Source organism: Klebsiella sp. WP3-W18-ESBL-02, assembly GCF_014168815.1.
Taxonomy (GTDB): Bacteria; Pseudomonadota; Gammaproteobacteria; order Enterobacterales; family Enterobacteriaceae; genus Kluyvera; species Kluyvera ascorbata_B.
The window spans coordinates 164,923-179,606 of the sequence record NZ_AP021972.1 but is presented as its reverse complement, the minus strand read 5'-3'; the positions used below and the strand labels follow the sequence as shown (position 1 = coordinate 179,606).

At 58.4% G+C, this 14,684-nt stretch carries 14 protein-coding genes; 10 read left to right on the top strand and 4 right to left on the bottom strand.

Annotated features, from left to right (window positions below):
• Positions 1-21: 21 nt before the first annotated feature.
• Complete coding sequence (locus tag H7R56_RS00840) at positions 22-639, top strand: trimeric intracellular cation channel family protein (RefSeq protein ID WP_106924949.1); 618 nt, start codon at positions 22-24, stop codon at positions 637-639.
• Here H7R56_RS00840 and ligB read toward each other — a convergent pair.
• A complete protein-coding gene (gene ligB / locus H7R56_RS00835; protein ID WP_106924948.1) occupies positions 636-2,312 on the bottom strand; it encodes an NAD-dependent DNA ligase LigB in 1,677 nt (558 codons plus the stop codon). The two genes, H7R56_RS00840 and ligB, sit on opposite strands and share 4 nt — an antisense overlap.
• 258 nt (positions 2,313-2,570) lie before the next feature.
• Between ligB and gmk the strand changes: the two genes are divergently transcribed.
• From gmk to fpr, 7 genes are all read left to right on the top strand, one after another.
• Complete coding sequence (gmk, locus tag H7R56_RS00830; RefSeq protein WP_106924947.1) at positions 2,571-3,194, top strand: guanylate kinase; 624 nt, start codon at positions 2,571-2,573, stop codon at positions 3,192-3,194.
• 54 nt (positions 3,195-3,248) lie between these two features.
• Entirely contained in the window at positions 3,249-3,524 is a 276-nt protein-coding gene (gene rpoZ, locus H7R56_RS00825) for a DNA-directed RNA polymerase subunit omega (RefSeq protein ID WP_000135058.1), read from the top strand.
• A gap of 18 nt (positions 3,525-3,542) precedes the next feature.
• Positions 3,543-5,657 (top strand): bifunctional GTP diphosphokinase/guanosine-3',5'-bis pyrophosphate 3'-pyrophosphohydrolase, encoded by a 2,115-nt coding sequence (gene spoT, locus H7R56_RS00820; RefSeq protein WP_106924946.1) that lies wholly within the window; start codon positions 3,543-3,545, stop codon positions 5,655-5,657.
• A gap of 4 nt (positions 5,658-5,661) precedes the next feature.
• Positions 5,662-6,348, top strand: a complete 687-nt coding sequence (trmH, locus tag H7R56_RS00815; RefSeq protein ID WP_106924945.1) for a tRNA (guanosine(18)-2'-O)-methyltransferase TrmH — start codon at positions 5,662-5,664, stop codon at positions 6,346-6,348.
• A 5-nt stretch (positions 6,349-6,353) separates the two neighbouring features.
• Positions 6,354-8,435 (top strand): ATP-dependent DNA helicase RecG, encoded by a 2,082-nt coding sequence (gene recG, locus H7R56_RS00810; protein WP_106924944.1) that lies wholly within the window; start codon positions 6,354-6,356, stop codon positions 8,433-8,435.
• A gap of 68 nt (positions 8,436-8,503) precedes the next feature.
• Positions 8,504-9,514, top strand: a complete 1,011-nt coding sequence (glpX, locus tag H7R56_RS00805; RefSeq protein WP_106924943.1) for a class II fructose-bisphosphatase — start codon at positions 8,504-8,506, stop codon at positions 9,512-9,514.
• A 95-nt stretch (positions 9,515-9,609) separates the two neighbouring features.
• Positions 9,610-10,356, top strand: coding sequence for a ferredoxin--NADP(+) reductase (fpr, locus tag H7R56_RS00800; RefSeq protein WP_106924942.1), 747 nt, complete (start codon positions 9,610-9,612; stop codon positions 10,354-10,356).
• Here the strand turns inward: fpr and H7R56_RS00795 are convergent.
• A complete protein-coding gene (locus H7R56_RS00795) occupies positions 10,347-10,778 on the bottom strand; it encodes a DUF805 domain-containing protein (RefSeq protein WP_106924941.1) in 432 nt (143 codons plus the stop codon). The genes fpr and H7R56_RS00795 overlap by 10 nt on opposite strands.
• Positions 10,779-10,889: 111 nt before the next feature.
• Between H7R56_RS00795 and H7R56_RS00790 the strand changes: the two genes are divergently transcribed.
• Both H7R56_RS00790 and tpiA read left to right on the top strand, forming a co-directional pair.
• On the top strand, positions 10,890-11,486 hold the full coding sequence (locus tag H7R56_RS00790; RefSeq protein ID WP_106924940.1) for a DUF1454 family protein: 597 nt from the start codon (positions 10,890-10,892) through the stop codon (positions 11,484-11,486).
• A gap of 108 nt (positions 11,487-11,594) precedes the next feature.
• Positions 11,595-12,362: a triose-phosphate isomerase gene (tpiA, locus tag H7R56_RS00785; RefSeq protein WP_106924939.1), complete on the top strand. Its 768-nt coding sequence runs from the start codon at positions 11,595-11,597 to the stop codon at positions 12,360-12,362.
• A 96-nt stretch (positions 12,363-12,458) separates the two neighbouring features.
• Here the strand turns inward: tpiA and H7R56_RS00780 are convergent, their stop codons facing one another.
• Both H7R56_RS00780 and H7R56_RS00775 read right to left on the bottom strand, forming a co-directional pair.
• Positions 12,459-13,763 (bottom strand): SLC13 family permease, encoded by a 1,305-nt coding sequence (locus tag H7R56_RS00780; protein ID WP_106924938.1) that lies wholly within the window; start codon positions 13,761-13,763, stop codon positions 12,459-12,461.
• A 73-nt stretch (positions 13,764-13,836) separates the two neighbouring features.
• On the bottom strand, positions 13,837-14,592 hold the full coding sequence (locus tag H7R56_RS00775; protein WP_106924937.1) for a CDP-diacylglycerol diphosphatase: 756 nt from the start codon (positions 14,590-14,592) through the stop codon (positions 13,837-13,839).
• Positions 14,593-14,684: the final 92 nt, after the last annotated feature.

Genomic DNA, 14,684 nt, shown 5'->3' with positions numbered 1-14,684 from the left:
TCGTTCATTTTGGGAGCCTCTATGTTACTGCATATCCTTTATTTGATTGGCATCACCGCCGAAGCCATGACCGGCGCACTGGCTGCCGGACGTCGCCGCATGGACACGTTTGGCGTCATTATCATTGCCACAGCCACCGCTCTGGGCGGCGGGTCGGTACGCGATATGCTGCTGGGGCACTATCCGCTCGGCTGGGTACAACACCCTGAATACATCATCATCGTTGCCGTCGCCGCGGTGCTCACCACTATCGTCGCGCCAGTGATGCCGCACCTGCGCCGCCTGTTCCTGGTGCTCGACGCCGTCGGGCTGATTGTCTTTTCGATCATTGGGGCGCAAATCGCGCTGGATATGGGCGAAGGCCCGATTATCGCCGTGATTGCCGCCGTTGTTACCGGCGTATTCGGTGGCGTACTGCGCGATATGTTCTGCAAGCGTATCCCGCTGGTGTTCCAGAAAGAGCTCTATGCGGGCATTTCCTTCGCCGCCGCCGTGCTCTACGTGGCGCTACAGCATTATGTCAGCAACCACGACGTGGTGGTGATTTCTACGCTTCTGTTCGGCTTTACCGCCCGTATGCTGGCGCTGAGATTACGTCTTGGCCTACCGGTATTTTACTACCGGCACGAACCACACTAATCAAACCCCGCTACGCCCAGCGCACGCAGTTTCGCCGCCAGCGACACGATGGTGGGATGATGAAGAAAAGCCACCAGGCTACGCGCTTTCTCCCAGCCAACGCCGGGTAGCGTTTGCCAGCTCAGTTCATCCCGCGCGATGAGCTGCCGCCATGAGGCGTCGCCAGACGCCCTGAGCGCCGCCTCAGGCAACGGTACACCCAGCGCCCTCACCCACTGGCGAAAGGGCTGGCGACGAGCCATATCAAAACGGTGCCACAGCATACCGGCACGTTCCGGCGTCATTCCCGGCGTCGCCTTGAGCTCCGCAACCGTCAGCTCAAGCCATGAAAACAGGTGGCTGAACGGCTGCGCTATCATCAGCCGACGCCATGCCGACTCGCCCATCCCTGGGAAATTAAGCGCCTGTGGAGAAGACAGCCAGCCCAGGCGAGCGAGAAACTGCGCTCGGCAGCTGTCCGTCAGGAAATAACAGGTTAGCGAATGATATTCCCCCGTCGGCGGCTCGGGTTTGGTGCGATCCAGCCCGCGCCAGACCACGCGATCCAGCCGTGGAATGCCCTGCCCGGCCAGACTGACCAGCAGTTGATCGCCGACGGTGAAATCGAGGCCTCGCCAGCGCGATACCGAACCCACATTCACCCTCCGTACCCATTTATCATCCAGCAGCACCGGTTCCAGCGTTGCCACTACCGAGACTTTCCCGCTGCGCCCAATGGCAAAACGGATGCCGTTAACCTGCGCGACCTGGCCAACCGGCGAGTATTTCCACGCCGCGACCCAACTCCCCTTTGTGGGCTGCCATTGAACGCCGGCCGGCTCTTTGTCCGTGCGCAGTACAATACCGTCGGTAGCGAACGGCAGCGGCGTGGTTACCCAGCGTGCACGCCAGTCCACCGCGTCCTGAGCGCGGGCAAGGGGATGAGAATAACGCTGAGCTAGTTCGAATCCGGACTCGGCCAGCAACCTCAGGCGCTCGGACATCGCCGTGGGGCCGTCTGGCCACGCCCAGATAAACAGCGACAGCATGGAAAGTGGCGTATCCTGCCCACGGCGCATCAGCAAACCGGCGACCTTCGCGCGCGCGTTCATCCCGCCCATTTGTTGCTGCACATGCCCTTCGGCGCGTAAAAATATCTCGCCCTGTAAAACGCTGTTTGCCAGCGCCCCTTGAACCCGCTTCGGTAACGATGGGATACGCCTGGCCTGCGGCGTCCAGTCCTCACCCGCCAGACCGTCTCCCCGGCTGATGGCCTGATATAGCAGCCCATCGCGATAAACCAGCGTCACCGCCACGCCGTCGACCTTAGGCTGCACCCACAGCCCCGTTTTACCCTGCATCCACTGCTTTACCGCACGCTCATCGGCCAGCTTACGCACGCCCGTATGGGCAACGGGGTGTCTCAGCGTTCCGTTCAACGGCGATAGCGTGCCGCTTTCCGGTGGCCCTGCGCCAAAACAGCGCTGCCACTGCGCCAGACGCGCCGCAAGCTGATCGTAAACGTCGTCGCTTACCTCACTGGCGCCTTGCCGCCAGTATGCCTCGTTCCAGCGCGCAATTTGCCCCTGTAGCAGGGCGATTTCCTGCCCGGCTCGCGCGGGCGACCAGGCGGGACAGACGGCCTGCGCCGGTCCCATTAACAGCATAACCAGACCCATAATCCATGGCTTCATATGTGTTCTCCGTCGATACGAACGCGCCGTTTGTAGCGCAGCCGTTTTCAGGGAGCGAGCGTCCGTGCGCCGTTTTCCGAGCAGGCTTCAGAGAAAATGGGTTTATTGCTGCAACGCAGGGATAATTCAGGAAAGCAACGCGCAAAATGAAAGAAACTGGCGCAAAAAGTGTGACAAAGGCTACGTCGTGCAGCGCCACCGTGTATAATAGGCCCGTATGTAAGTTCTCTTTCGATAATCACATACAAAAGACACACCATGGCTCAAGGCACGCTCTATATTGTTTCCGCCCCAAGTGGCGCGGGTAAATCCAGCCTGATTCAGGCTTTATTAAAAACCCAACCGTTGTACGACTCCCAGGTTTCTGTTTCACATACCACGCGCGCGCCGCGTCCGGGTGAAGTGCACGGTGAACACTATTTCTTTGTTAATCACGACGAATTCCGTTCGATGATTGGCGAAGGTGCGTTTCTGGAACACGCGGAAGTTTTTGGCAACTATTACGGCACCTCGCGTCAGGCTATCGAGCAGGTACTGGCGACCGGCGTTGATGTCTTCCTCGACATCGACTGGCAGGGCGCGCAGCAAATCCGTAAAAGCATGCCGGGCGCGCGCAGCATCTTTATTCTGCCGCCGTCTAAACTTGAGCTGGACCGTCGCCTGCGTGGCCGTGGCCAGGACAGCGAAGAAGTCATCGCAAAACGTATGGCTCAGGCAGTTGCAGAAATGAGCCATTACGCGGAATATGATTACCTTATCGTCAATGATGATTTCGATACCGCGCTGGGTGATTTTAAGACCATCCTTCGCGCTGAACGTCTGCGTATGAGCCGCCAAAAGCAGCGACATGACGCTTTAATCAGCAAATTATTGGCAGACTGAACCCACTTTCAGTATCATGCCCAGTCATTTCTTCACCTGTGGAGCATTTAAAGTATGGCACGCGTAACTGTTCAGGACGCTGTAGAGAAAATTGGTAACCGTTTTGACCTGGTACTGGTCGCCGCGCGTCGCGCTCGTCAGATGCAGGTAGGCGGCAAAGATCCGCTGGTACCGGAAGAAAACGATAAAACCACCGTAATCGCACTGCGCGAAATCGAAGAAGGTCTGATCAACAACCAGATCCTCGACGTGCGCGAGCGCCAGGAACAGCAAGAGCAGGAAGCCGCTGAATTACAAGCTGTTACCGCTATTGCTGAAGGTCGTCGTTAATTACATAGCGGGTCGCCCTTGTATCTGTTTGAGAGCCTGAATCAGCTGATTCAAAACTACCTGCCGGAAGACCAGATTAAGCGTCTTCGGCAGGCCTATCTCGTTGCACGTGACGCTCACGAGGGGCAAACACGTTCAAGCGGTGAACCCTATATCACGCACCCGGTAGCGGTAGCCTGCATTCTGGCCGAGATGAAACTCGACTATGAAACGCTGATGGCCGCCCTGCTGCACGACGTGATAGAAGATACCCCTGCCACCTACCAGGACATGGAGCAGCTCTTTGGTAAGAGCGTTGCTGAACTGGTAGAAGGGGTGTCTAAACTTGATAAGCTCAAGTTCCGCGATAAGAAAGAGGCGCAGGCCGAAAACTTTCGCAAAATGATTATGGCGATGGTGCAGGATATCCGCGTCATCCTCATCAAGCTTGCCGACCGTACCCACAACATGCGCACGTTGGGCTCATTGCGCCCGGACAAACGTCGCCGCATCGCCCGTGAAACGCTCGAAATCTACAGCCCGCTGGCGCACCGTTTAGGTATCCACCACATCAAAACCGAGCTCGAAGAGCTGGGCTTTGAAGCGCTGTACCCTAACCGTTATCGCGTCATCAAAGAAGTGGTGAAAGCCGCGCGCGGTAACCGTAAAGAGATGATTCAGAAGATCCTTTCTGAAATTGAAGGGCGTTTGCAGGAAGCGGGCATCCCGTGTCGCGTCAGCGGTCGCGAGAAACATCTGTACTCCATCTACTGCAAAATGGTGCTGAAAGAGCAGCGTTTTCACTCGATCATGGATATTTACGCGTTCCGCGTAATTGTCAACGATCTGGACACCTGCTACCGCGTGCTGGGCCAGATGCACAGCCTGTATAAGCCGCGTCCGGGTCGCGTAAAAGACTACATCGCGATTCCAAAGGCGAACGGCTATCAATCGCTGCACACCTCCATGATTGGGCCGCATGGCGTCCCGGTTGAAGTCCAGATCCGTACCGAAGACATGGATCAAATGGCAGAGATGGGGGTGGCCGCGCACTGGGCCTACAAAGAGCATGGCGGCGAAAGCAGCACTACCGCGCAAATCCGCGCTCAGCGCTGGATGCAGAGCCTGCTGGAACTGCAGCAGAGCGCCGGCAGCTCGTTTGAATTTATTGAGAGCGTTAAATCCGATCTCTTCCCGGATGAGATTTACGTTTTCACCCCGGAAGGCCGTATTGTCGAACTGCCCGCTGGCGCTACGCCGGTGGACTTTGCCTACGCCGTGCATACCGATATCGGCCATGCCTGCGTCGGCGCGCGCGTCGACCGCCAGCCTTACCCGCTGTCGCAGCCGCTTTCCAGCGGCCAGACGGTAGAAATCATCACCGCGCCGGGCGCTCGCCCGAACGCCGCGTGGCTCAACTTTGTCGTCAGCTCGAAAGCGCGCGCCAAAATTCGCCAGATGCTGAAAAACCTCAAGCGCGACGATTCCGTCAGCCTGGGTCGCCGTCTGCTGAACCACGCGCTGGGCGGCAGCCGTAAGCTTGCGGAAATCCCGCCGGATCATGTTCAGCGCGAACTTGACCGCATGCGTCTTGCCACCCTTGACGATCTGCTGGCTGAAATCGGCCTCGGCAACGCCATGAGCGTGGTCGTGGCGAAAAATCTCCAGCAGGGGGAAGCCACGCCATCGGCACCGGGCGCCTCCGGGCACACCCATCTGCCAATAAAAGGCGCTGACGGCGTACTGATCACCTTTGCCAAATGCTGTCGTCCTATCCCCGGCGACCCGATCATCGCCCACGTCAGCCCGGGTAAAGGGCTGGTTATCCACCATGAATCGTGCCGCAACATTCGCGGCTATCAGAAAGAACCTGAGAAGTTCATGGCAGTCGAGTGGGACAAAGAGACGGCGCAGGAATTTATCACCGAAATTAAGGTCGATATGTTCAACCACCAGGGGGCGCTGGCCAACCTGACGGCAGCCATCAATACCGCGACGTCCAACATTCAGAGCCTGAATACGGAAGAGAAAGACGGCCGCGTTTACAGCGCCTTTATCCGCCTGACCGCGCGCGACCGTGTGCATCTGGCGAATATCATGCGCAAAATCCGCGTAATGCCGGACGTTATCAAAGTCACCCGTAACCGAAACTAGCTTTATGAATCTACAGCGTTATGCGCGTATCCGTGAGATGCTCGCCAGGCGTCAGCCCGATCTGACCGTCTGCATGGAAGAGGTCCACAAACCTCATAATGTTTCGGCGATCGTCCGTACCGCTGATGCTGTAGGCGTTCATGAAGTTCACGCGGTCTGGCCCAGCACCCGAATGCGCCCTATGGCATCGGCAGCGGGCAGCAACAGCTGGGTACAGGTGATAACCCATCCCACTATTGGCGATGCGGTCGGCCATTTAAAGGGCCAGGGCATGCAAATCCTGGCAACACACCTGTCAGACAAATCGGTCGATTTCCGTGAAATCGACTACACCCGCCCGACCTGTATTCTGATGGGGCAGGAAAAAACCGGTATCACCCAGGAAGCGTTAGCGCTCGCAGACCAGGACATCATTATTCCAATGATCGGCATGGTGCAGTCGCTCAACGTCTCCGTCGCCTCCGCCCTCATTCTTTACGAAGCTCAGCGCCAGCGTCAAAACGCGGGCATGTACAGCCGCGATAACAGCATGCTGGCTGACGAAGAGCAGCAGCGTCTGCTGTTTGAAGGCGGCTATCCGGTGCTGGCGAACGTCGCCAAACGCAAAGGCCTTCCCTACCCCCACGTTAACGAGCAGGGCGAAATCGAAGCCGATGCTGCGTGGTGGTCCACTATGCAGGCCACGGAGTAACCGCTATGCAAAGCCGTCTGCTGGATGCCGTTCCGCTCAACACGTTGACCGGCGTAGGCGCCGCGCAGAGCAGCCGGCTGGCAAAAATTGGCCTGCACACGGTGCAGGATTTGCTCCTGCACCTGCCGCTGCGCTACGAAGACCGCACCCAGCTTTATCCTATCGGTGAACTGCTTCCCGGCATCTACGTGACCGTGGAAGGCGAAGTCCTGAACTGCAATATCACCTTCGGCGGCCGCCGGATGATGACCTGCCAGATTAGCGACGGCACCGGCATCCTGACGATGCGCTTTTTCAACTTCAACGCGGCGATGAAAAACAGCCTCGCCACCGGGCGACGCGTGCTGGCCTACGGCGAAGCGAAGCGCGGTAAGTACGGCGCGGAGATGATCCACCCGGAATATCGGGTGCAGGGTGACCTCAGCACGCCGGATTTACAGGAGACCTTAACGCCGGTCTATCCCACCACCGAAGGCATCAAACAGGCCACGCTGCGTAAACTGACCGATCAAGCGCTGGATTTACTCGATACCTGCGCCATCAGCGAGCTGCTGCCGCCGGAACTGGCACAGGGGATGATGAGCCTGCCGGAAGCGCTGCGCACGCTGCACCGCCCGCCGCCGACGCTCCAGCTCGCCGATTTAGAAACCGGTAAACACCCGGCGCAGCAGCGTTTAATCCTGGAAGAGCTGCTGGCGCACAATCTCAGCATGCTGGCCTTGCGCGCGGGCGCGCAGCGTTTTCACGCTCAGCCTCTCAGCGCAAGCCGCGAGCTGAAAGATAAGTTTCTGGCTAATTTGCCGTTTAAGCCTACCGGTGCGCAGGCGCGGGTGACGGCTGAAATTGAACACGATATGGCGCTGGATATACCGATGATGCGCCTGGTGCAGGGTGACGTCGGATCCGGTAAAACGCTGGTTGCCGCGCTGGCGGCGCTGCGCGCGATTGCCCACGGCAAGCAGGTCGCGCTGATGGCGCCGACCGAGCTGCTCGCCGAACAGCACGCTAATAACTTCCGCAGCTGGTTTGCGCCACTCGGCATTGAAGTCGGCTGGTTAGCGGGCAAGCAGAAAGGTAAAGCCCGTCAGGCACAGCAGGAGGCCATTTCCAGCGGCCAGGTGCAGATGATTGTCGGCACCCACGCCATTTTCCAGGAACAGGTGCAGTTTAACGGCCTGGCACTGGTCATCATCGATGAACAGCACCGCTTCGGCGTGCATCAGCGTCTGGCGCTGTGGGAAAAAGGCCAGCAGCAGGGCTTCCACCCACATCAGCTGATCATGACCGCTACGCCAATCCCGCGTACGCTGGCAATGACCGCCTACGCCGATCTCGACACGTCAGTCATTGATGAGCTACCGCCTGGCCGAACGCCGGTCACCACCGTCGCCATCCCGGATACCCGCCGTCATGACATTATCGACCGCGTACGCAACGCCTGCACCAGCGAAGGCCGCCAGGCCTACTGGGTGTGTACGCTGATTGAAGAGTCGGATCTACTGGAAGCCCAGGCGGCGGAAGCCACCTGTGAAGAGCTGAAGCTGGCGCTGCCGGAGCTGAATATTGGCCTCGTCCACGGGCGCATGAAGCCCGCCGAAAAGCAGGCCGTCATGCAGGCCTTCAAGCAAGGTGAACTGCATCTGCTGATTGCCACCACCGTCATTGAAGTGGGCGTGGATGTCCCCAACGCCAGCCTGATGATTATTGAAAACCCGGAGCGCCTGGGTCTGGCGCAGCTCCATCAGCTGCGTGGCCGCGTCGGCCGTGGTGCGGTGGCATCCCACTGCGTACTGCTGTATAAAGCGCCGCTGTCGAAAACCGCGCAAATGCGTCTGCAGGTGTTGCGCGACAGCAACGACGGCTTCGTGATCGCCCAGAAGGATCTCGAGATTCGCGGCCCCGGCGAGCTGCTCGGCACCCGCCAGACCGGCAATGCCGAATTTAAGGTGGCTGACCTGCTGCGCGATCAGGCGATGATCCCCGAAGTTCAGCGCCTGGCACGCCATATTCACGACCGTTATCCGCAGCAGGCGAACGCGCTTATTGAGCGCTGGATGCCGGAAACCGAACGTTATTCCAACGCGTAGCGATACCCACAGCCCGTTAAGGGCTGTGCTAAACTTCGCACAATTTCACTTCCCTGGACGAGTTTGTAATGAGACGAGAACTGGCTATCGAATTTTCGCGCGTCACCGAAGCGGCGGCGCTGGCAGGCTATAAATGGCTGGGCCGCGGCGACAAGAACACCGCCGACGGCGCGGCGGTCAACGCCATGCGTATTATGCTCAACAAGGTCAACATTGACGGCACCATCGTCATTGGCGAAGGCGAAATCGATGAAGCGCCAATGCTCTACATCGGCGAGTCCGTCGGTACCGGGAACGGCGATGCGGTAGATATCGCCGTTGACCCCATCGAAGGCACCCGCATGACGGCGATGGGTCAGGCCAACGCGCTGGCGGTGCTGGCGGTAGGCGATAAAGGCTGCTTCCTCAACGCGCCGGACATGTACATGGAAAAGCTGATTGTCGGCCCTGGCGCGAAAGGGACTATCGACCTCAACAAACCGTTGGAAGAAAACCTGCGTAATATCGCCCGCGCGCTGGATAAGCCGCTGAGCGAACTGACGGTCACCATTCTGGCGAAACCACGCCACGATGGCGTGATTGCCGATCTGCAAAAACTGGGCGTGCGCGTGTTCGCTATTCCGGACGGTGACGTTGCGGCCTCGATTCTGACCTGCATGCCGGACAGCGAAGTCGACGTGATGTACGGTATCGGCGGTGCGCCGGAAGGCGTTGTCTCCGCCGCGGTCATTCGCGCACTGGACGGCGACATGCACGGCCGCCTGCTGGCCCGCCATCACGTCAAAGGCGATAGCGAAGAGAACCGCCGCATTGGTGAAAACGAACTGGAGCGTTGTAAAGCGATGGGCATTGAGGCCGGTATCGTACTGACGCTGGACGACATGGCGCGCAGCGACAACGTGATTTTCTCCGCGACCGGCATTACCAAAGGTGACCTGCTGGACGGCATTACCCGCAAGGGCAATATCGCCACCACCGAGACGCTGCTGATTCGCGGTAAATCCCGCACCATCCGCCGCATTCAGTCGATTCACTACCTCGATCGCAAAGACACTGAAATCCAGCGTCACATTCTTTAACCCGTTTGATCAATTGAGCTTTCCAGCCTTTTCGGGCTGGAAATCTTCTCTCGTCGCGGTGAAGATAAGATAACGAGAATGAGAGGAGATTCGCCATGGCAGATTGGGTTACGGGCAAAGTCGTTAAAGTACAGAACTGGACCGACGCACTGTTTAGCCTTACCGTCCACGCGCCGGTTCACCCGTTTACCGCCGGACAGTTCGCCAAGCTGGGGCTCGACATCGACGGCGAGCGGGTACAACGCGCCTACTCTTACGTTAACGCCCCCAGCAATCCCGATCTTGAGTTCTATCTGGTCACCGTTCCGGACGGCAAGCTCAGCCCACGCCTGGCCGCGTTAAAGCCGGGTGATGAAGTGCAGGTCGTCAGTGAAGCCGCAGGATTTTTCGTGCTGGAAGAGGTGCCCGACTGCGAAACCCTGTGGATGCTGGCAACCGGTACGGCGATTGGCCCCTACCTCTCGATTCTCGAAGAAGGGAAAGACCTGGAACGCTTTAAAAATCTGGTGCTGGTCCACGCCGCGCGCTACGCCGCCGACCTCAGCTACCTGCCGCAGATGCGAGCGCTGGCAGAGCGCTATGCCGGAAAGCTACGCATTCAGACGGTCGTCAGCCGCGAAACAACGCCGGGGATGCTGACCGGGCGCGTTCCCGCGCTGATTGAAAGCGGTGCGCTGGAAGCCGCCGTTGGTTTACCGATGAATGCGCAGACCAGCCATGTGATGCTGTGCGGTAACCCGCAGATGGTGCGCGATACCCAACAGCTGCTGAAAGAGACCCGCCAGATGACCAAGCACCTGCGCCGTCGGCCGGGCCACATGACCGCCGAACACTACTGGTGATCGGCGCGGTACTTCACGGCCTGCGTGTCTTTACCGTATTTATTTTCGCCCTGGGTGCCAACAAATGCGCCCAGGTCTATCAGCATCATGACGATAATCAGCGTAGGAATAAACCGCCCTACGCCCCACTGCCATACGCCGGGCAGCATTGACCAATTACCCGCCAGCAGCATCCACGCCAGCACCATCAGTAGCGCCCAGAGGCCTGATTTCCCGCGGTCATGCAGACGCTTAATCGTCACCGCCGCTGTCGGCCACAGCAGACACACCAGCATAAATGCCGCCGTTTGCAGATCGACCAGCCCGCCGCCGGCAAGGCTGAACAGCGCCACCATCGTGACGGCCCATATGGCAATCCAAATCCAGAAGTCGCGGCGCCCAATACGCCCTTTAATGGAAAACAACCATTGCTGTAGAGTCATGTAGCCTTTCCTTTATCGTTGTGCCGCGTAGTTTACCCCGAAGTGGGCACATTTTGACAAGCGAGGCGGTTCCCGTTTTAATCGTCATCTGCAAAGAAGAGGACAATTGGCATGAAACACTGGATCACGCTCTGTCTGGCAGGGCTCATCACGCTGAGCTTCAGCCAGGCTTCGCTGTCGGCGGAAAAGCCCGCCGCCGTTGCCCCATACCTGTTGGCGGGCGCTCCGGCGTTTGACCTCTCCATCAGCCAGTTCCGGGAACAATTCAATACGCAGAATCCCGGCCTGCCGCTCGGTGAATTTCGCTCGATTGCCTCCAGCCGGGACCAGCTCACGATTACCCGCGCCGCCAGCAAGATAAATGAAAACCTCTACGCCTCAACGGCGCTGGAGCGCGGCACCCTGAAGATTAAATCTATCCAGATAACCTGGCTGCCCATTCAGGGGCCGGAGCAGAAGGCGGCAAAAAACAAAGCGCTGGAGTACATGAGCGCCCTGATGCGCGCGGTCCTCCCGACGCTAACCAAACCGCAAAGCCAGCAAAAACTGCAAAAGCTGCTATCGCAGGGGAAGGGAAAACATTACTTCGCCAGCACTGAAGGCGCCGTGCGCTATGTTGTCGCAGATAATGGCGAAAAAGGGCTGACCTTCGCCGTTGAACCGATTAAGCTGGCGCTATCTGAAAATCTTGAAGGGGACAATAAATGATAAAAAGCAAAGCCTTCAAAGCGATCAATCTCTATACTGTTTCACAGACCATGCTGCCCTGACGGGCGGCCATATTCCTTAATTCGCTGACAAGCGTGGAGAATCGAAATGCGACATCCTTTAGTGATGGGTAACTGGAAACTGAACGGCAGCCGCCACATGGTACACGAGCTGATTGCTAACCTGCGTACCGAGCTGGCCGGCGTAGCTGGCTGCGGCGTGGCTATCGCGCCGCCGGAAATGTATATCGATATGGCTAAGCATGCCGCTGCCGGCAGCCACATCCACCTGGGCGCGCAAAACGTTGACCTGAACCTGTCCGGCGCATTCACCGGTGAAACCTCCGCTGAAATGCTGAAAGATGTTGGCGCAACCTACATCATCATCGGTCACTCTGAGCGTCGTACCTACCACAAAGAATCTGACGAGCTGATCGCGAAGAAATTTGCCGTGCTGAAAGAACAGGGTCTGATCCCGGTTCTGTGCATCGGTGAAACCGAAGCTGAAAACGAAGCGGGCAAAACTGAAGAAGTGTGCGCACGTCAGATCGACGCTGTGCTGAAAACTCAGGGCGCTGCGGCCTTCGAAGGCGCGGTTATTGCTTACGAACCGGTATGGGCTATCGGTACCGGCAAATCTGCTACCCCAGCTCAGGCTCAGGCGGTTCACAAATTCATTCGTGACCACATCGCGAAAGCTGACGCGAAAATCGCTGAACAGGTTATCATCCAGTACGGCGGTTCCGTGAACGCGGGCAACGCAGCAGAACTGTTCACCCAGCCGGACATCGACGGCGCGCTGGTTGGCGGCGCATCCCTGAAAGCAGACGCTTTCGCGGTGATCGTTAAAGCAGCAGAAGCAGCGAAAAACGCGTAAGATTTTGAACCTGGCCACCGCGCCAGGTTTTAATAAACCGGCCCTATGGCCGGTTTTTTTGTAGGCCGGATAAGCGCAGCGCCATCCGGCAGATGCTCATAGCTTGCCCAGCACCTGATACCACACATAGTCCAGCGGCAACAGCAGCAGATAACTCACCGCTGCCAGCGCCAGACACAGCAACATCCCCGCGCGCGCGGGCACTTTCCCTAGCGCCATCGCCACCACAATCGGTGATGCCTGATACGGCAGCAGCGGCGTCGAGTAGCCCAGTACCTGAATCATGATCACGCTCAGCAGCGGGAAGCCGGTGGCATCCGAGAAGCTCTGAGCAAAGGTGGTATACAGCGCCGGTACGCCGTTGGCGGTCATAATAAAGTTCAGCGCGCTGGTAATGCCGGTCAACGCCAGGAAGCTGGTAAACGGCGCATCCTCACTCAGCGGCATAATATGCAGCAGCGCATTGCCCACCTCATCGCCAATTCCCGTTTGGGTAACGGTGATCGCCAGCCCAAGGATCCCGGCCACATAAATACAGGTACGCATATTCACGCCGCTGGCAAATTCATCGCCGGAAATAAACCCAACGCGCGGCAACAGCGTGACAACCGCCGCCACCAGCCCCGTCCAGGCGGGCCCAATGCCGTGCCAGCTCTCCGTCACCCACAACGTCAGCACCACCGCCAGCAGCCACGCCAGACGCTTCTCCTCACCGCTCATCGGCGGCAGTGGGTCAAGATCGCGGGGCGGATGCGGTTTACCGGGAAACAGCCAGCAGATCAGGCCAATCAGCACCGCGCCTTTCAGCCAGCCCAGCACCGGAGTATGCAGCAGCAGATAAGGTACATAGTTCAGGTGGATCCCATAGGCCCCTTCCGCCGCCCCGCTCATCACCAGGTTAGGTACGTTGGCGGGCAAAATAGTGGCCGAAAGCTGGAAAGTACCGAAACCGACCGCCAGCGCCAGGCCGTACCACGCACGGGTACCGTCCTCAATACCGGCGCGTTTCGCCATCGCCGCCACAATCGGCATCAGCAGCGCGATACGTCCCATATTGGAAGGCATCACAAACGCCAGCGCATAGCTCAGCAGCACGACGCTCGCGACCATCAGTGGCCAGGAGTCCGTCAGCCGCGCCGACAACGCCCGCGCCGCCCGGTCGGCCAGCCCCGTCTTGCGGATGGCAATGCCGAGCACAAACCCGCTAAAAACTAGCCAGAAGGCCGAAGAGGCAAAGCCGCCAAAAATAACGTCCGGCGGGGCAATTTTCGCCGTCATCGCTGCCGCGAAAAACAGCAGCGCGGTAATAAACTCCGGCAGCAGCGACGTCGCCCACAGCAGGATAGTCACGCCAACGATCAGTGAAGGGAGGAAAAGAGGGTGAGAAAACCAGAGCGACATACCTGTCTCCTGTCGTTTTTTTCAGCAAGCATACGACGACAGGCCAGACAGGTAAACGCCAGATTAGGTGGGGTTATTGCAGAATCTCGCAGCGATGATCCTGGATTTCTTCGGCGGAGGCGCGGTTCAGCGTCAGCAGGTTGCGCTCGGTTGCCAGCAGCAACAGCGAGTCATCGCTTTGCTTAACCAACGCCAGCGCAAAACGCCCCATATGATCACGTGCTTCCGGTACTTCTTCCGCCAGCATCAGGAACGGGCTACGCTGCGCCAGCTCATTTTCGGTGACGCGACGCGCCAGATATTCATGCCCCATCAACCCACCCGGCAGCGGTAGCCAGCGGCTGCTAATGGCGGCGATATCACCGTCTAACTGCTCACGAACGTCTTTGCGCAGGCAGGAAATATGGATATGAAAATGGTTTTGCGTCCGCCCGGTACGGGAGTTTATGGTCAGAGAGATCGCGCTATCGGGGACTTCCGCGCCCCGCTTGTCGCTCATGATCATACGACGCTGCCACGCTTGCCAGAAAAAGTTCGGCGTCAGCGGGTCAAGCAGCAGCGGGCTTTCAGTACCATTGATACGGTAGGTTGGCATCAGCAGATACTGCAACGGACCGTTGCGATCTTTAAACAGCACGTAGCCACCCTTCGGGTTCACGTCAGCGCACGGCTTCGGGGTCTGATGCTCGAGCTGGTTGGGTACGCACTGCTCCAGCACAATCTGGCGTAGGGCGTCCGGGTTGCCGGCGTTCAGCCAGTACCAGCCGCCGGCGCCTGCCGCAATGGCCATCACCAGCAGCGCGGCCAGCAGGTATTTTAACCTTGTCATGTGTTCTCCCCATGTTAAACCGAGGGGGAAGAGTAACGCAGTTTTGTGACCAACAGAACATTGGCAGTCTGGCGTGCATTGCCGAATGGCGG

Bases quoted from the DNA above. Each gene is read 5' to 3' on its own strand.
- H7R56_RS00840 (WP_106924949.1), top strand. From the start codon at position 22: ATGTTACTGCATATCCTTTATTTGATTGGCATCACCGCCGAAGCCATG.
- ligB (WP_106924948.1), bottom strand. From the start codon at position 2,312: ATGAAGCCATGGATTATGGGTCTGGTTATGCTGTTAATGGGACCGGCG.
- gmk (WP_106924947.1), top strand. From the start codon at position 2,571: ATGGCTCAAGGCACGCTCTATATTGTTTCCGCCCCAAGTGGCGCGGGT.
- rpoZ (WP_000135058.1), top strand. From the start codon at position 3,249: ATGGCACGCGTAACTGTTCAGGACGCTGTAGAGAAAATTGGTAACCGT.
- trmH (WP_106924945.1), top strand. From the start codon at position 5,662: ATGAATCTACAGCGTTATGCGCGTATCCGTGAGATGCTCGCCAGGCGT.
- recG (WP_106924944.1), top strand. From the start codon at position 6,354: ATGCAAAGCCGTCTGCTGGATGCCGTTCCGCTCAACACGTTGACCGGC.
- glpX (WP_106924943.1), top strand. From the start codon at position 8,504: ATGAGACGAGAACTGGCTATCGAATTTTCGCGCGTCACCGAAGCGGCG.
- fpr (WP_106924942.1), top strand. From the start codon at position 9,610: ATGGCAGATTGGGTTACGGGCAAAGTCGTTAAAGTACAGAACTGGACC.
- H7R56_RS00795 (WP_106924941.1), bottom strand. From the start codon at position 10,778: ATGACTCTACAGCAATGGTTGTTTTCCATTAAAGGGCGTATTGGGCGC.
- H7R56_RS00790 (WP_106924940.1), top strand. From the start codon at position 10,890: ATGAAACACTGGATCACGCTCTGTCTGGCAGGGCTCATCACGCTGAGC.
- tpiA (WP_106924939.1), top strand. From the start codon at position 11,595: ATGCGACATCCTTTAGTGATGGGTAACTGGAAACTGAACGGCAGCCGC.
- H7R56_RS00780 (WP_106924938.1), bottom strand. From the start codon at position 13,763: ATGTCGCTCTGGTTTTCTCACCCTCTTTTCCTCCCTTCACTGATCGTT.
- H7R56_RS00775 (WP_106924937.1), bottom strand. From the start codon at position 14,592: ATGACAAGGTTAAAATACCTGCTGGCCGCGCTGCTGGTGATGGCCATT.